Annotated in this window: 13 protein-coding genes; 10 read left to right on the plus strand and 3 right to left on the minus strand. The window is 45.0% G+C overall.

What is annotated here, in order from left to right:
* The first annotated feature begins 5 nt into the window (after nucleotides 1-5).
* From AC59GT_RS19960 to AC59GT_RS19980, 5 genes are all read left to right on the plus strand, one after another.
* Nucleotides 6-1,916 (plus strand): RagB/SusD family nutrient uptake outer membrane protein, encoded by a 1,911-nt coding sequence (locus AC59GT_RS19960; protein WP_497239292.1) that lies wholly within the window; start codon nucleotides 6-8, stop codon nucleotides 1,914-1,916.
* Nucleotides 1,917-1,928: 12 nt separating this feature from the next.
* Entirely contained in the window at nucleotides 1,929-2,687 is a 759-nt protein-coding gene (locus AC59GT_RS19965; protein WP_497239293.1) for a DUF3823 domain-containing protein, read from the plus strand.
* A gap of 69 nt (nucleotides 2,688-2,756) precedes the next feature.
* A complete protein-coding gene (locus AC59GT_RS19970; RefSeq protein ID WP_497239294.1) occupies nucleotides 2,757-4,934 on the plus strand; it encodes a hypothetical protein in 2,178 nt (725 codons plus the stop codon).
* Between the two features lie 101 nt (nucleotides 4,935-5,035).
* On the plus strand, nucleotides 5,036-7,309 hold the full coding sequence (locus AC59GT_RS19975; protein ID WP_497239295.1) for a GH92 family glycosyl hydrolase: 2,274 nt from the start codon (nucleotides 5,036-5,038) through the stop codon (nucleotides 7,307-7,309).
* A 12-nt stretch (nucleotides 7,310-7,321) separates the two neighbouring features.
* Nucleotides 7,322-8,455, plus strand: coding sequence for a glycoside hydrolase family 76 protein (locus AC59GT_RS19980; RefSeq protein ID WP_497239296.1), 1,134 nt, complete (start codon nucleotides 7,322-7,324; stop codon nucleotides 8,453-8,455).
* Nucleotides 8,456-8,560: 105 nt separating this feature from the next.
* Here AC59GT_RS19980 and AC59GT_RS19985 read toward each other — a convergent pair whose 3' ends face one another.
* On the minus strand, nucleotides 8,561-8,926 hold the full coding sequence (locus tag AC59GT_RS19985) for a VOC family protein (RefSeq protein ID WP_497239297.1): 366 nt from the start codon (nucleotides 8,924-8,926) through the stop codon (nucleotides 8,561-8,563).
* A gap of 177 nt (nucleotides 8,927-9,103) precedes the next feature.
* On the opposite strand from AC59GT_RS19985, the gene AC59GT_RS19990 reads away from it, so the two are divergent.
* A complete protein-coding gene (locus AC59GT_RS19990; protein WP_497239298.1) occupies nucleotides 9,104-9,385 on the plus strand; it encodes a hypothetical protein in 282 nt (93 codons plus the stop codon).
* A gap of 107 nt (nucleotides 9,386-9,492) precedes the next feature.
* Nucleotides 9,493-9,882, plus strand: a complete 390-nt coding sequence (locus AC59GT_RS19995) for a hypothetical protein (RefSeq protein WP_497239299.1) — start codon at nucleotides 9,493-9,495, stop codon at nucleotides 9,880-9,882.
* A 3-nt stretch (nucleotides 9,883-9,885) separates the two neighbouring features.
* Here AC59GT_RS19995 and AC59GT_RS20000 read toward each other — a convergent pair whose 3' ends face one another.
* Complete coding sequence (locus AC59GT_RS20000) at nucleotides 9,886-10,719, minus strand: hypothetical protein (RefSeq protein ID WP_497239300.1); 834 nt, start codon at nucleotides 10,717-10,719, stop codon at nucleotides 9,886-9,888.
* A 146-nt stretch (nucleotides 10,720-10,865) separates the two neighbouring features.
* Between AC59GT_RS20000 and AC59GT_RS20005 the strand changes: the two genes are divergently transcribed.
* Nucleotides 10,866-13,325: a glycoside hydrolase family 95 protein gene (locus tag AC59GT_RS20005; RefSeq protein WP_497239301.1), complete on the plus strand. Its 2,460-nt coding sequence runs from the start codon at nucleotides 10,866-10,868 to the stop codon at nucleotides 13,323-13,325.
* Here the strand turns inward: AC59GT_RS20005 and AC59GT_RS20010 are convergent.
* The gene (locus AC59GT_RS20010; protein WP_497239302.1) at nucleotides 13,322-13,672 is read right to left on the minus strand and encodes an RNA recognition motif domain-containing protein; all 351 of its coding nucleotides are present in this window, start codon (nucleotides 13,670-13,672) and stop codon (nucleotides 13,322-13,324) included. The two genes, AC59GT_RS20005 and AC59GT_RS20010, sit on opposite strands and share 4 nt — an antisense overlap.
* 392 nt (nucleotides 13,673-14,064) lie before the next feature.
* On the opposite strand from AC59GT_RS20010, the gene AC59GT_RS20015 reads away from it, so the two are divergent.
* Nucleotides 14,065-15,192, plus strand: a complete 1,128-nt coding sequence (locus AC59GT_RS20015; protein ID WP_497239303.1) for a phosphotransferase enzyme family protein — start codon at nucleotides 14,065-14,067, stop codon at nucleotides 15,190-15,192.
* 29 nt (nucleotides 15,193-15,221) lie between these two features.
* Complete coding sequence (locus AC59GT_RS20020) at nucleotides 15,222-16,571, plus strand: Gfo/Idh/MocA family protein (protein ID WP_497239304.1); 1,350 nt, start codon at nucleotides 15,222-15,224, stop codon at nucleotides 16,569-16,571.
* Nucleotides 16,572-16,652 lie beyond the last annotated feature (81 nt).

The following is a 16,652-nucleotide window of genomic DNA, read 5'->3' on the forward strand; positions in this document are numbered from 1 at the left end:
ACAACATGAAAAAGACCATATACATAATCATATGCTTTTTGGTGTGCTTTACAACAGCATGCAAAAAGCTGGATGTACCTCCTATCAATATCATACAAGATAAGGACGTATTTACTAGCACCGGTGGCATACAGGCCTACATGGCACGTATTTACAGCCAGTTACCGATAGAAGATTTCCGTTATTCACCGCAGCGCGGTCTAAATTTTTTCTGGATCATTAGTCCGTTCCCGGCCGTAACCGGCGAAGCATTAAGCCGCGATCAGAACGGCGCCATGCAGGAGAACGTTGGCGAATCGCCGTGGAGCGATTGTTATAAGCTCATAAGAGATGCCAACTACTTTTTAGAAAATATGCCTAAGTATAAAAGCACCTACAGCGAGGCTCAGGTAAACGCCTGGTTAGGCGAAGCACGTTTTATACGCGCACTTACCTACTTCGCGTTGGTGAAGCGCTATGGTGGTGTCCCGCTGGTAGATAAGGTGCTGGAATATCCGACCACCAATGTTGAGGATCTTAATATAGCACGCGCGTCAGAAGAAGCTGTTTACGATTTTATAGCAGCCGACCTTGACTACGCATACACCAACATGTCCGAGTCTAATCAGTCTGGCCGTGCCAACAAGTATGCAGCGGCAGCCTTTAAATCGCGGGCAATGCTTTACGCCGGTTCCATAGCTAAATACAACACAACAACGTTGGTTGATGCAGCGGGCAACAGGGTATGTGGTATACCTGCCAACAAAGCCGTTACCTATTTCAAAGCCGCTTACGACGCCGCTTTATTAGTGGCGCCGAAGTACAGCCTGTATAAAAAAGCCTGGGCGGCTGGCGACAAGGAAGCTCAGTATCAAAACTACGTAAACATGTTTTTTGATGAGACAAGCCCGGAGAATGTGTTTGTAAAAGAATACCACTATCCGGAGTCTGTTCACGGGTACGATGCTTACAATGTTCCTCGACAGTTAATGGGTGCAAACGGTTATTCTTCGGAAGTGAACCCTACGCTAAATTACGTAGAGTTGTTTGACGGATTGCCCAGAAACCCTGATGGTACAATCAAAACTACAACAGCCGGCAAATATGATTTATATTCCAATACCATGGACCTGTTTGCCAATGCCGAACCAAGGCTTCGTGCAACCGTGATACTTCCTGGTGATCAGTTCAAGGGACAGAGTATAGAAATTCGCCGCGGTATTTACACAGGTCCATCAAATGGAGGTATCAGTCCGCTGCTTCCTCCTGGTTCTACGTCTAATTACCCAACAAGTAATATTGTACAATCATCCAATGCCAACCAAACTCCATATAAGTTACCTGATGGTAGCACACTTAATCCTGCTGGTTTAAGCGGCGTGTTCACCGGTGATGGTACATGTGCTATTTCAGGATTCTCTATCCGTAAATGGCTTGTGCCAGATAAGCCAACATCAGAAGTGCTGGAAAACCGTTCTGACCAAACCTGGATTGAAATGCGGTATGCTGAAGTATTGCTAAACCGTGCCGAAGCAGCGTTTGAACTAAACAGCTTAGGGCAAAATGATAAAGATTACCAACAGGATGCCTATTTGGATATCAACCAAATTCGTGAAAGGGCGGGAGCTACCTTACTGACAGGTCCCGGCCAGTTAACAACAGATATTATCCGTAAAGAAAGAAGAAAGGAACTTGGTTTTGAAAATAAGATATGGTGGGATATGCGCAGGTGGAGAACTGCCGATAAAGAACAAAACTCGACTATATATCGTGTGTTGATGCCATTCTACTCAGCAGCCGACAAAAAGTACTTTTTTGATGCGCGCACCGATGAGCGCAACGTCCGGTACACCTTTGATGTACGTTGGTACTACGAGGAGATACCCGGCGGCGAGATCCAGAAAAGTCAGAAGTTAATACAAAACCCAGGTTATTAATTGCGTAAAAACATGAAGAATATATTATATGCTATAGCGGTATGCGCCATTGCTCTTTCAGCGGGCTCATGCAAAAAGCTCGATAACTACGATTCGCCTAACGAAACACTTACCGGAAGCGTAATAGATGCTGGCACTGGCAAAACCCTGCAAACCGAAAATGGTGGCGGCGGCACCCGTATCAAATTACTGGAGACCAGCTGGAGTGATAACCCAACGCCTTTCTATATTTCATCGATGCAGGATGGTACGTTTAACTATACAAAGCTATTCTCCGGTACTAATAAAATAAGTGCCGAAGGTGCATTTGTGCCATTGGTGCAAACCGATGGGAGTGGCGCTACGGTGGTTGATAAAAGCCAGACCGTTGAGATAAAAGGCACCACAACCGTTAATTTTTCTGTTGACCCATTTTTACGTATTGAGTGGATAGGAGAGCCCGTGCTTAACAACGATGGAGCGGTAACTGTAAACTTTAAAATTACAAGAGGTACTAATGATCCTGCTTTTCAGCAGAATATAACTGATGTGCATCTGTTCTTGAATTCTAACAAATTTGTGGGTAATAACAATTATGACAATCGTTATTCTCCGCAGATAGATTTCAATGGATCATCTGCAAACGCGCAACTGGGGCAAACTATCTCCCTAACCACAAAGGGAGGGCCACTGCCAACCAAGCGCGACTATTTCCTGCGCGTAGGCGCCAGGACGGATTACGGCCTGAAGTACTACAACTACACAGATGTGAAAACGATAAGTGTTCCTTAAGATATATCTGATCTGCCTTTTCCCGGAGGATGCGTAAGCACCTCCGGAGAACTGGCTTAAACTACACCTATGAAAAACATTCTCCTAGGCATTAGCGTAATAGCATTATCTGCTGGCGTTTATGCACAATCAAAAACTGCCGCGCTACCTCAAAAGACTGCGTTCCAAACCAGCAGCCCATGGATTCCCCAAATAGACGTACGATCGGACATCGCCATTGTTTATGGCGTGAACGATAGGCCCGGGATGACCTTCGAGCAACGTGTACAATCCTGGCGCGACCACGGTTATCAAACACAATTTATGACCGGCATTGCGTGGGGCGAATACAAAGACTATTTTCTAGGGAAATGGGATGGTATAAACCACTTAGGCGTAGGCCAGGTTACAGTTAAAGGCGATACTATTTTTCATGGGAAAGATATGCCCTATGTAGTGCCGGTGAAATCCTTTGTCGAATACATGAAAACCGCGGTAATAAAAAGGGTTATAGACGCGGGTATAACTGACATCTTTTTAGAGGAACCCGAGTTTTGGGCTAGAGCCGGGTATAGCGCGCCGTTTAAAGAAGAGTGGCAAAAGTACTACGGCTTTCCATGGAAACCTCAGCACGAATCTGCAGAAAACACATATTTATCTAGCAAACTCAAGTACCATTTATATTACGAGGCGATAAAAGAAACATCTAATTACGCTAAGGCCTACGGGAAGAGCAAAGGCAAAAGCATAAAAGTTTACATCGCCACTCATTCGCTGGTGAACTATTCGTCGTGGCAAATTGTAAGCCCCGAGGCGAGCCTTGCGTCGCTGCCGGGTATAGATGGCTACATAGCACAGGTTTGGACAGGCACCTCCCGCGAACCGACGTTTTACGACGGACAAAAGAAAGAGCGCGTGTTCGAGAACGCTTTCCTGGAATATGGTTCAATGGTGTCTATGACGGCTCCTACCGGTCGTAAGATGTACTTCCTGACCGATCCTATTGAAGATTGGCCGCGCGATTGGGCCGACTATAAGAAGAATTACCAGGCAACATTTACTGCCAAACTGCTATACCCGATGGTTGCAGACTACGAGGTAATGCCATGGCCGGAACGTATTTACACCCATCTGTATAAAGTTGCTAACAGCAACGAAAAGGTATTAATACCGCAATACTACTCCACTCAAATGCAGATAATGGTAAATGCGCTTAACAGCATGCCAAAATCAAACAACAGCGTCACCGGGGTGAATGGCATAGGCGTACTGATGAGCAATTCGCTCATGTTTCAGCGCTTTCCCACGCACAACGGTTATGACGACCCCCAGTTCTCCAACTTTTATGGGCAAACACTGCCCTTGCTTAAGCGCGGCGTGCCAGTGCAAACCGTACATATGGAAAACCTTCAATATGCTGCCTCTTTAAAAGATATTAAAGTATTAGTAGTAAGCTATTCGAACATGAAACCTATTTCTGCGGATGTGCACACTGCTCTGGCCAAATGGGTGAAAGCAGGAGGGGTGCTTATCTACTGTGGCCGTGATGACGATCCTTACCAAACGGTGATGGATTGGTGGGATACCAAAGGCAACAAGTTTACCGCGCCCTCTCAACACTTATTTAAGCTAATGAACATCAATGCTGCATCAGCAAAGCAAAAGTATAGCTATGGTAAAGGCACGATATACATCATCAGGCAAAATCCTAAAGAGTTTGTGCTGGATGCCAATGCTGAACCGAAATTTATCGATGTAGTGAAAGCCGGTTATGAACAGGACGCTAAAGCCGGAAAGCTGTTGTTTAAGAACAGTCTTTACCTGGAAAGAGGGCCTTACGACGTAGTATCTGTAATGGATGAGAACGCCAACAGTAAGCCTTACACCATTAAAGGACCGGTAATAGATCTGTTCGATCCACAGTTGCCGGTGTTAGCCGAAAAGGTGATAAACCCCGGGGAGCAATCGCTGCTGTATAACGTGAACCGAATTGTGAACAAAACAAAACCGCAGGTGCTGGCTGCCGCGGCACGCGCTTACGAAGAGAAGGTACAAGGTACCAGGTACTCGTTTGTGGTGAAAAGCCCGATAAAAACCCTGAACAGCATGCGTGTATTACTACCCGGCAAACCTAAAGTTACCAAGGTGACAGACAGTAAAGGGCAGCCGGTAGCAGATGTAAAAACATCCTGGGATGCATCATCCAAAACCGTGTTCCTGGGCTTTGCGAATGATCCTGAAGGAATAAAGGTCGAATTAAGTTGGTAAACTTTTGAGGTTGGTTTAAGTGCGGCCACTGCTACCATACACGGCTTACCTGTGTATGGCTAGTTTGGTCGTAAATACTATAACCGTCTACATCTATATAAATGAAAAGAACACTGTTAATTGTACTCGCCTTGCTGCCATTGTTGTCATCGGCACAAACCAACACTGCTAGCCTTGCCGATCTGGTAAATCCGTTGATGGGTACTGATTCTAAGCCCTCATTATCCAATGGAAATACGTACCCGGCAATTGCCTTGCCCTGGGGCATGAACACCTGGACACCGCAGACAGGCAAGATGGGGAGTGGCTGGCAATACACGTACAACGCCGACAAAATAGTTGGCTTTAAGCAAACCCATCAGCCTTCACCATGGATGAACGATTACGGACAGTTCTCTATCTTCCCTGAAGTTGGCAAGATCAAGCTGGAAGATGCTGAACGTGCCAGCTGGTTTTCGCATAAGGCAGAGGTATCCAGGCCTTATTACTACAGTGTGTACCTGGCAGACTACGACGTCACTACAGAAATTACACCTACGGAGCGTGCGGCAAGTTTCCGGTTCACGTTCCCGAAGAGTGATAGCTCACACATTGTGATCGATGCTTTTGACGAAGGTTCTTACGTCAAAGTTATTCCTGGCGAAAACAAGATAGTAGGATACAGCACACGCAATAGCGGCGCGGTACCCGCGAACTTTAAGAACTACTTTGTCATCTACCTTGATAAGCCGTTCACGGCATCGGCCTGGCATAACAAAGATGTTGATGAAGGCAAGCTGGAGTATACGGGCGATCATGCCGGCGCTGTCCTTAACTTTAAAACCACTAAGGGCGAGAAGGTTCATCTGCGTGTGGCATCATCGTTCATCAGTATAGAACAAGCCGAACTTAACCTCAAGCGCGAGATCGGAACAGAAAGTTTCGCATCTACCCAACAAAAAGCAAAGAATACTTGGAACAAAACGCTCGGCCGCTTGAAGGTGGACGGCGGCACTACCGACCAGATTAGAACTTTTTACTCCTGCCTGTACCGCATGCTGTTTTTCCCGAATAGGTTGTACGAGTTTGATGCTAAAAATCAAATTGTACACTACAGCCCTTACACCGGCAAGGTTACACCCGGGTATATGTTTGCAGGTACCGGATTTTGGGATACGTTCAGGGCGTTATACCCTTTCCTAAATCTGGTTTACCCATCCATGAGCAAAGAAATGCAGGAGGGCCTTATTAACGATTATAAAGAAGGCGGCTGGCTACCAGAGTGGAGCAGTCCTGGTTATGCAGATATAATGGTAGGCAACAACTCTGCTTCTGTTGTAGCAGAGGCTTACCTGAAAGGCGGAAGGGGATATGATATTAACACCTTATACCAAGCGCTACTGCACGGTGCCAATAACACAGGTCCCGACGCTACAGGCCGCAGGGGAGTGGAGTTCTATAACTCGCTTGGTTATGTGCCATACGATGTTAATATCAATGAGAACGCAGCCCGTACGCTCGAATATGCTTATGACGACTTCGCGATCTACAAATTGGGTAAAGCACTTGGTCGGCCTGCATCTGAGACCGAGATATACCGTAAGCGAGCCTTAAATTACAAGAATCTTTTTGACCCGCAGACCGGGCTCATGCGTGGCAAGAACAAGGACGGTAGTTTTGCTACACCGTTTAATCCTTTTAAGTGGGGCGATGCCTTTACCGAAGGAAACAGCTGGCATTACACCTGGAGCGTTTTTCATGACGTACAAGGTCTTATCAACCTGATGGGTGGTAACCAAAAATTTGTAACTAAGCTAGATTCGGTATTTACACTGCCGCCCGTATTCGATGATAGCTATTATCACTCAGTGATTCACGAAATAAGGGAGATGCAGATTGCAGGTATGGGCCAGTACGCGCATGGCAATCAACCAATACAGCACATGACCTATCTATACAATTACGCAGGCCAACCCTGGAAGACACAACAGCACGTCCGTGATGTAATTGATAAGATGTATAAACCGACTCCTGACGGTTACTGCGGCGACGAAGATAACGGCCAGACCTCTGCCTGGTATGTGTTTTCGGCAATGGGTTTTTACCCCGTAACTCCTGCCAGCGACCAATACGTTATTGGTGCGCCGTTGTTCAGAAAAGTAATCCTCACACTGGAGAACGGCAAAACTATCAACATTAACGCGCCTCAAAACAGTGTTGGAAACCGGTATGTAAACAGCCTTAATGTGAATGGTAAACCGTACACCTATAATTGGTTAAGGCACCCCGCATTGCTGAAAGGTGCTGTACTCAACTTTGGTATGTCGTCTCAGCCCAACAAACAACGCGGTACCAGGCCGACCGACGCACCTTATTCACTCACAAACGATAAATAAATTCATCTACCTATGAGAAAAGTACTTTATATTTTTGCAATAAGCATGTTTATTACAGCACTAGGGTGCAGCAAGGGAAACGACGGCACTAAACCAGGAGGGGATAAGCCGGTTACTCCACCACCTGTTATAACACCAACCAGCTTCACTGCCGCTGATGCAACCGCCGCTTATACCGCATTTAACCGTTACTTCTACGATGCATCAAAAAAGCTCTATTATGGCAGTACCAGGCGGGACGGGGTGGCAGCTATCTGGACACAGGCCATTTACTGGGACATGGCCATGAACGTATACGAGCGCACCAAAGATCCAGCGCAACTGACCATGATCAACGACATATACCAGGGTAACTACAACCAATACGACGGTTATAACTGGGATAATACCACTACCTGGTTCATTTACGACGACATGATGTGGTGGGTAATGGCGCTGGCCCGTGCCAAACAGCTTACCGGTAACGACGTGTACCTGCAAAAGGCAAAGTCTGGTTTTGAACGAGTATGGAATGGCTCGTTCGATACGGTTGATGGCGGCATGTTTTGGGATTTTAAGCATAGCGGCAAAAACGCTTGTATCAACTATCCAACCGTAATAGCGGCAGTGCGCTTGTACAAGCTTACCGGCGATGCAACTTATTTAACTAAAGCAAAATCTGTGTACGCATGGGCTAAAGCTAACCTAATGGATGCCAGCGGCCGTATAGCCGACCATAAAATCGGCAACAACCCGGCAGGTTACGAAGACTATACCTATAATCAGGGTACTGCTATAGGCGCTGCTGTTACGCTCTTTAAAGAAACAAATGACCAAAGTTATTTGAACGATGCAAAGCTTGTTGCCGACTACACCAGGAACAAAATGGGCACGTACGGCCTGTTGCCTGCTGAGGGTGACTTTAATGAGCAAGGAGTGCTGAAAACAATCTTCGCTCAATATATTATGCAGCTGATAAATGATGGTGGCCAATCGCAGTATATGGATTGGATACAAACCAACGTGAACACAGGATGGAAAAACAGGGATACCGAACGCAATTTAACTTTTCGTAACTACGCTATCCATTGCCCAACCGGAGACATACAATCTTACGAAGCCAGCAGCATAGTAACGTTTATGCAGTTGGTACCGCCAAAACAATAACCAAACTCTACACTACCTATCTATAATCGGGCGCTTCCATTTGGAAGCGCCTTTTTTGTAAAATTCGGAGTTGATAAAGTATTTGTAGTAGCCGGCCGCTATGTACTAGCTGTTAAACTCGCCAAAATGCCACAGCACTCCTGCAGGGTCATGCACAAAACACTCGCGGCCCCAATCCAGTATCCTCATAGGAGTAAGCTTTACCTCGGGATACTTTGAAGGTAGGTCAAGAACAACCAATTCGTCCCAAAAGCGGCTTACATCATCTACCTCCAAAAAGATCATTGTATTATCAATCCAGTCCTTTAGATAGTAATCTTGCAAGTAAAAGGCCATTGCCCCGCTTTTAAATACTGACATGTTGGGGGAAATGACAAATTCCTCAAAACCGAGGTCGCGGTAAAAGCTCCTTGACGTATTAAAGTCTTTTGATCCAATGAAAGGCCGGAGTGATCTAGCTTTATGTTCCATAATGATTAGGTATAATGATGCAAGTTAGCAGATAAACATCTTATCTGCATAACTACTATGCTTATCAATAGTAAAAGTAGTTGCGAAAATCAACAAATAAACTAAAAGTTAATAAATTTTCAAACATCGATTGCGGTAGCGTTGTTATTCTACATTATTAATCTAATTATAGTAGCTATGAGCGAGTCAGTAAGAACAACCGATCAAAAGAAAATTCAGAAATGGGCTGAATCACGCGGTGGCGTGCCAGCTAAAATAAAGGATACAGGTAAAGATGATGCGGACGGCGTGCTGCGCATACACTTTCCAAAGAATAGCGATAATGACGACAAGTTTGAAGAAATTAGCTGGGACGACTTCTTCGAGAACTTTGACGACAACAAACTCGACTTTTTATACCAGGACAAGAAAGCTGATGGAGAGCAAAGCACCTTCCACAAATTTGTAAACAGGGAGTAAGTTAAAGTAAGAGTTGACTTATTTGGATAGCTTAAATTTGATACATACCTTAAAAGTTAAATGTTACTTAACAGCAAACAGGTAATGTAATTGCAGGTTTAAGTGTAATGGAACTTACCACTCAAATTACCTGGCTTTTTTTGCTCGCTATACCTATCGCCTGCGTTGCGTGGACAGTAACCCACGAGGAAGTATTTCGCGAACCACGCGACTACTGCGTTAAACAAACAAAAGACAAGCGCAGCCTGCTTGCTCGCAAGTTTTTTTATCTATTTACCTGCGAATATTGCTTTAGCCACTATGTTACTCTTTTCTTTCTTTTTATAACTAAGTTTCATTTACTTCTGCCAGACTGGAAGGGGTATCTCATAGCAGGTTTTGCACTGGTTTGGATAGCCAATGTTTATATGAGTCTTTTTGGACTGCTGCGGCAGAGCATAGTAGTTGAAAAAGCCGAAGCCGCCATTCTTAAGAAAGAAGCTGAAGAAGCTAAGTAATTCTTATCTGCCGAGTGCAAACGATGCCTGCACACGTACAGTATAGCCGTTTGATGATGGCAGATCTCTGATAGCCGCTGATGGCGCGACATTGCTGCGTGTTGCGTAGAAAATAGGCCCGCCGCATACCGAAAAGTTAAGCTTGGAACCCACAGGCGCAACGTTAAGCGATGGGCCAATCAGTAACTTTGCTCCGCCCTCAGCCTCTTCCGGGTCCCAAAAGCCTTCAAGGTCTTGCCCAACAGCTTCAATACCTCCAAAAAAAGCACCCTTTATCCGGTGGTGAAAACCAACGCTGCTAATAAGATCTATATTATCTCTGTTCTTATCAAAGGCTTTTTCAAAACGCATATTACCGCCAACTTTCCACGCTGCTGCATTAAATGACACTGTCAGTCTGCTAAATAGCGATTTTACGTTTGACCAGTCACGGCTGGCGCCCAGGCCCAGTCCCAGGCGCGTTCCAAAAGCTTTACGGCCACCTACAAAGTCGCGCAGTACCTCTACCTGCTGGTAGCTGTTTACACCGCCCGTACGAGCAAAGCCGAGCGATGCATTTGCAAACAGCGTAAACCTGTTTCCCAGGTAACCTTTCACCGCTAGCTGTTGGTCTACACCGTTGAACCCGAACGGTGTAACAGCACGTTCACCATAACTTCCGGAATATTGCATGCTCCATTTGGTCATTTCAGGAGTAAGGGTATTTATAGAAAATAAAAACGGTTGTGAAGAAACATGGCCGGAGCTAATTGACGGCATTCTGATGGCTGGTGTTTGCTGCGCTTTAATAGTAACTGTAACCAGCGACAGACAGAAAATAAGTAGCAGTTTTTTCATAGCTGCAATAAACATTAACGATGTTAATTGACAGTAAAGAAGATATGAAGGATAGTTAATCTATTTCGAGATATGATAACTAATATTTGCCTGAAAGATATAATTGCGTATTATTGATTTAATTGTAAACCAGACAAGTATTCCTTATGAAACGTCTCCTATGTATCACTTTCGGCTTTTTGCCGTTGATAGTCGCTGCCCAGCGCCCAATGAAGTTGTGGTACAAACAACCCGCTAAAGTTTGGACGGAAGCCCTGCCGCTTGGGAACGGCAGGTTAGGAGCGATGGTGTTTGGCGGGGTTGCGAACGAGCACCTCCAATTAAACGAAAGCACCTTTTGGACCGGCGGGCCAATTAAGAGTAATGTGAACCCCGAATCACCAAAGTATCTGGCGCAGGTTAGGGATGCATTGTTAAACAAGCACGACTATAAGGAGGCTAGCCGACTAACCAAAAAGATGCAAGGACTGTTTACCGAATCTTACCTGCCGTTAGCGGACATTTTTATAAAGCAGCAACTAAAAGATACAAACGCAACTAAATACTATCGTGATCTGGACATTACAACAGCTATAGCCAACACCAATTTTACAGCTGATGGGGTGAGCTTTCATCGTGAGGCGTTCTCCTCAGCACCTGATCAGGTGATGGTACTCAGATTAACAGCAGACAAGCCGGGCAAATTAAACTTCACAGTAAATTCTAGAAGTCTGGTGCATTTTACTTTGGTAAAAGAAGGCTCTGGTGAGTTGCGGCTGAGTGGTAAAGCACCCGTTCACGCCGACCCTAGTTATTACAACCCTAAGCGGGACCATATAGTTTATCAGGACACAGCTAAGAGCGCCGGTATGCGCTACGAGTTGTTAATAAAAGCTATAAATAATGGCGGAACTGTTGAAACTACCAACAACGGGATAGTAGTGAAAAACGCTACGAAGGTAACGTTGCTATTATCTGCAGCTACCAGCTTTAGTGGTTTTGACCACACCCCTAATAAAGATGAACACCGCACAGCAAGGGAGTATCTTAACAAAGCAGCAGCTAAGGGTTATGAAAGTCTGCGAAAGGCACACATCTCAGATTATCAGGATTATTTTAACCGCGTATCGTTAAACATTGCCCCGGGTAAGCCAACGCCCAATGCCGTATTGCCTACAGATGAACGCATCAACGGCTACACCGCAGGCGCTTACGATCCGGATTATGAGACATTATATTTTCAGTATGGGCGTTACTTGCTTATTTCCAGCTCCCGGCCGGGCGGAACAGCTGCCAACCTGCAGGGCATATGGAATAACGAAATGCGTCCGCCATGGAGTTCTAACTACACCATCAATATCAATACGCAGATGAACTACTGGCCTGCTGAGAGCACCAATTTGTCAGAAATGCACCAGCCATTGTTCGGGCTGATCAAGGAACTGTCAGTTACAGGCAAAGCCACGGCAAAGCAGTTTTACAATGCAAACGGTTGGGTAGCACACCACAATTCCGATATCTGGGCGCAATCAAACCCAGTGGGCGACATAGGCAATGGTGATCCTAAATGGGCCAACTGGGCTATGGGTGGAAATTGGCTGTGCCAGCATCTTTGGGAACATTACCAGTTTACCCGGGATCGCGACTTTTTACAAAAACAAGCCTATCCTATAATGAAGGAAGCCGCATTGTTTTGTTTTGATTGGCTTGTGGAAGATAAAGATGGGTATTTGGTTACAGCACCATCTGTATCACCAGAAAACGATTATATAGACGATGAAGGCCGCCAGGGTGAAGTGTCCGTTGCTACTACCATGGACATGTCCATCATCTATGACCTGTTTACGAACCTGATAGATGCATCAGAACAATTAGGAAACGATGCCGGGTTCAGGAAACTGTTAATAGAGAAGAGAAGCAAACTATACCCGCTGCATATTGGCAAAGCAGGTAATCTGCAGGAATGGTATAAAGACTTCAAAGACGTAGACCCGCACCACAGGCATGTTTCGCATCTGTTTGGGCTGTACCCTGGTAAACAGATTTCTCCGATAGCCACGCCAGAGTTTGCTAAAGCTGCTTTAAAAACTTTGGAGATACGGGGTGATGATGGCACCGGATGGAGCCTTGCCTGGAAACTGAACTTTTGGGCGAGGTTATTAGACGGCAACCACGCTTACCAGCTTATACGCGAATTGTTGAAGTCCAATTCGGCTGCGCAAACAGACATTCATCATGGCGGAGGCGTTTACCCGAACATGTTTGACTCGCACCCTCCGTTTCAGATAGATGGCAACTTTGGCGGTACCGCTGGTATGACCGAGATGCTGCTGCAAAGCCAGTTAGGCGACATTTACATGTTGCCAGCACTGCCTGATGCCTGGGAAACCGGAACCGTTAGAGGTTTAAAAGCCCGTGGAAACTTCCAGGTAGATATGAGTTGGGTTAGAAAGAAGCTACAATCTGCAACTGTATTATCTTTAAAAGGAGGCACCTGCAAGCTACGTACCTCCGGAAGAATCGCTGTAAAAGGAGCTGCTAGTAAAGTGGAAAAGACGGACTTTGGCTATGTAACTTCATTTGAGACCAGGCCGGGTGTGAAGTATTCTATTACAGCAGTTAACTAGTTAATGGTCCTTCTTGGGCGTTTCTGACGGTCATCGCTGCCGGTAGGGCGGGGAGGACGATTAGGAGACGGACGGAAATTACCAGGCTTAGGGCGTGTTACAGCAGGTTCTTCTGTTATCTTAACAGATAGCACTTTACCTGCGAATGAAGTACCGTCCAGCGCTTCCATGGCAGCTTCCGCACCTGCACGGTCTACCATCTCAATAAAGGCGTAACCTTTGCATACCCTTGTTTTTTTATCCCGAACGATCTTGAGGGTACTTATATCACCATATACCGCAACTATCTTAGCCAGTTCAAGTTCTTCAATATCCAGCGGAAACCCGCCGACAAATAATTTTACCATAAGTAATCACTTTAACGTTAAAAGTACCTAAACCGTTTCCACTAATATAACTTTTTTAAATTGGCTGTCACAAGGTCTCAAAATCTGCAGTCATTATCCGCTCTAAAGGTGTTCATCTGTTCAGTAAATTTTGTATCACCAAATATTGAACAGTTGTGTAACAGGCTATTTACCAGCAATAACCACACTTTTTTACATCAATAAAAACAGCTATTTTCACCAATATTTGTATTTGTACAAATATTTCTGTATATTAATGATTCTGCTCTTCAAACTTGTTCTACCGGCAACTCGTGCCAATTACCTGCAAATTATTATCTTGCCATAGCATAGCGGCAGCAAACCGCTGGAGCTTAGGTGCGCTTACGCTCGCAGATCAATTATTATTATAAATGCAAAGTACCAGTAACATTTTAGAGGTGGTGAAACAGTTTGAGTGCTCTGCAGATATACAATCGTGCCGCCCATACGGTTCCGGGCATATTAATGACACGTACCGCCTCATAAACACCGATACAGACGGACAAGATTACCTGCTGCAACGGATAAATCATAGCATCTTCGGCAATGTGGAGGAACTGATGCAAAATATGAGCAAGGTAACTGCGCATCTTAAACGCAAAATGATTGAACGCGGAGATGGTGACCCTCTTAAAGAGGTAATGACACTTGTGCCAGCGAAAGATGAACGGTTCTTTCATAAGGATGACGAGGGCAATTACTGGCGGATGCTGTATTTCTTAAAAAACACCAAAACCTATGATATTGTGAAAACGCCCAAACAGGCATTTGAAGGCGGTAAGGCCTTTGGCAGGTTCCAGGAGATGCTTTCAGATATTCCGGCAGGGGAGATGTTTGAAGTGATTCCTGATTTTCACAATATTCAAAAACGTTTACAACAATTACAAACGGCTGTCGCAGCAGATGCGTTTAGCCGTTTGAAAAGCGTCGCCGCTGAGCTGGACGTTATTAATGATTATGCTGAGGCAATGCAGTACTTCCAGGCACCAGATAAGGCTACAGTATTGCCAAAGCGGGTAATCCATAATGATACTAAGTTTAATAATGTGCTGCTTAACAACAATGATGAGGCGCAATGCGTGATTGATTTAGAAACTGTTATGGACGGCTATGTGGCCTACGACTTTGGCGATGCTATTCGTACCATTATAAATACTGCGGCAGAAGATGAGGCTGACCTGAACAAGATTCAGCTCAACATGCCCCTGTTTGTTGCCTATACAAAGGGCTATCTTACATCGGCGGCTAAGTTCTTAACGGTTGCCGAAGTTAACTCTCTTGTAAAAGGCGTTCTTCTTTTGCCTTACATGCAGGCCGTAAGGTTTTTAACAGATCATCTTAACGGAGATATTTACTTTAAGACCAGGTTTGCAGGGCATAACCTGCAAAGGGCAAGGGCGCAGCTGCAACTCTTGAAATTACTTGATGAGCGTTCGGCTGCTATGCAGGAAATAATAGCAAAGGAAATGAACAACAACTTGTTATCTACAAACACATAATATTTACATCACAACAAACAATACACACTATGGATCGCAGACAATTTGTAGCTAATTCAGCCATGGCAATAGCGGGATTAACCATCTTACCTTCCGGATCGTTATTCGCAAAAAATGCAGACAAAGTACGGTTGGGTTATATAGGAGTTGGTCTCCGTGGTCGTAACCATATAGGCGAGGGTTTGCTGCGCGATGATGTAGATATTGTAGCCATTTGTGACATACAGGAAAGTTCGCTGAAATATTGCAGGGAGCAATTTGTTAAAGCACAAAAGAAGTTGCCTGCTGAATACACGGGAGGATTGGATGCTTATAAAAAGCTGCTGGACAGGAAAGATATAGACGGTGTTATAATTGCTACCCCATGGCAGTTTCATAAAGATCAGGCTATTGATGCCATGCGCGCCGGTAAATACGTTGGCTGTGAAGTTATCGCGGGTATTACAGAGCAGGATCATTGGGATATATTAAAGGCATACGACGAAACAAAGATGCCGTACATGACGCTGGAGAATGTTTGTTACCGCCGCGATGTAATGGCCGCTTTAAACATGAGCAGGCAGAAGCTTTTTGGAGAATTGATACATCTTGAAGGCGGCTACCAGCACGACCTGCGCGGTATTTTCTTTAACGATGGAAAAAGTTTCTACGGAAAAGGAGGGGAGTTTGGCCCGGCCACCATGGGCGAATCGCAGTGGCGTACACAATGGAATATTGACCGCGATGGCGATATTTATCCAACTCATGGCGCAGGCCCTGTTATGAATTATATCGACATAAACCGGGGTAACAGCTTTGTAAACCTGGTATCATTCTCAACTAAATCGCGCGGGCTAAATGCTTACCTGGATAAGGTTGCCCCTGGTAGTAAAAATTCAAAGATCAAATTTAAAAATGGCGATGTAATCACAACTACTATCAGCTGTGCTAACGGCGAAACAGTAACGCTTAGTCACGATACGCATTTACCGCGCCCATATTCTTTAGGTTTCAGAGTGCAGGGAACAGAGGGGATATGGATGGATGTGGCCAACGCTGTTTACATAGAAGGTAAATCAAAAAACAACGACCAGTGGGACAAAGCCAGCGAATGGTTTGAGAAATATGACCACCCGCTATGGAAAAAGTACGAGAAGTACGCCGAGGGAGCAGGGCACGGAGGTATGGATTGGTTTGTATTTAACGGCTTTGTAGAGGCAGTAAAACAGAAGAAACAAACGCCTATAGATGTTTATGATTCATTAACCATGAGTGTGATAACGCCTTTATCTGAAAAGTCTATTGCAGATGGTAACATGCCGCAAAAGTTCCCGGATTTTACACGAGGAAAATGGAAATATCGTAAGAATACCTTTGCTTTAGATGACAGTGGCTTCTAATCGTATTACCATAAAGAATGTTCATAGCTGTTAGTTTAACCTGAATTTGCCAGGCAAGCTTTGGACAATAGCAGCACGCTT

The organism is Mucilaginibacter sp. 320_HR (genome assembly GCF_059691875.1).

What these genes read in the sequence shown, in the direction of transcription:
- AC59GT_RS19960 (WP_497239292.1), top strand. Translation starts at nt 6, where the DNA reads ATGAAAAAGACCATATACATAATCATATGCTTTTTGGTGTGCTTTACA.
- AC59GT_RS19965 (WP_497239293.1), top strand. Translation starts at nt 1,929, where the DNA reads ATGAAGAATATATTATATGCTATAGCGGTATGCGCCATTGCTCTTTCA.
- AC59GT_RS19970 (WP_497239294.1), top strand. Translation starts at nt 2,757, where the DNA reads ATGAAAAACATTCTCCTAGGCATTAGCGTAATAGCATTATCTGCTGGC.
- AC59GT_RS19975 (WP_497239295.1), top strand. Translation starts at nt 5,036, where the DNA reads ATGAAAAGAACACTGTTAATTGTACTCGCCTTGCTGCCATTGTTGTCA.
- AC59GT_RS19980 (WP_497239296.1), top strand. Translation starts at nt 7,322, where the DNA reads ATGAGAAAAGTACTTTATATTTTTGCAATAAGCATGTTTATTACAGCA.
- AC59GT_RS19985 (WP_497239297.1), bottom strand. Translation starts at nt 8,926, where the DNA reads ATGGAACATAAAGCTAGATCACTCCGGCCTTTCATTGGATCAAAAGAC.
- AC59GT_RS19990 (WP_497239298.1), top strand. Translation starts at nt 9,104, where the DNA reads ATGAGCGAGTCAGTAAGAACAACCGATCAAAAGAAAATTCAGAAATGG.
- AC59GT_RS19995 (WP_497239299.1), top strand. Translation starts at nt 9,493, where the DNA reads ATGGAACTTACCACTCAAATTACCTGGCTTTTTTTGCTCGCTATACCT.
- AC59GT_RS20000 (WP_497239300.1), bottom strand. Translation starts at nt 10,719, where the DNA reads ATGAAAAAACTGCTACTTATTTTCTGTCTGTCGCTGGTTACAGTTACT.
- AC59GT_RS20005 (WP_497239301.1), top strand. Translation starts at nt 10,866, where the DNA reads ATGAAACGTCTCCTATGTATCACTTTCGGCTTTTTGCCGTTGATAGTC.
- AC59GT_RS20010 (WP_497239302.1), bottom strand. Translation starts at nt 13,672, where the DNA reads ATGGTAAAATTATTTGTCGGCGGGTTTCCGCTGGATATTGAAGAACTT.
- AC59GT_RS20015 (WP_497239303.1), top strand. Translation starts at nt 14,065, where the DNA reads ATGCAAAGTACCAGTAACATTTTAGAGGTGGTGAAACAGTTTGAGTGC.
- AC59GT_RS20020 (WP_497239304.1), top strand. Translation starts at nt 15,222, where the DNA reads ATGGATCGCAGACAATTTGTAGCTAATTCAGCCATGGCAATAGCGGGA.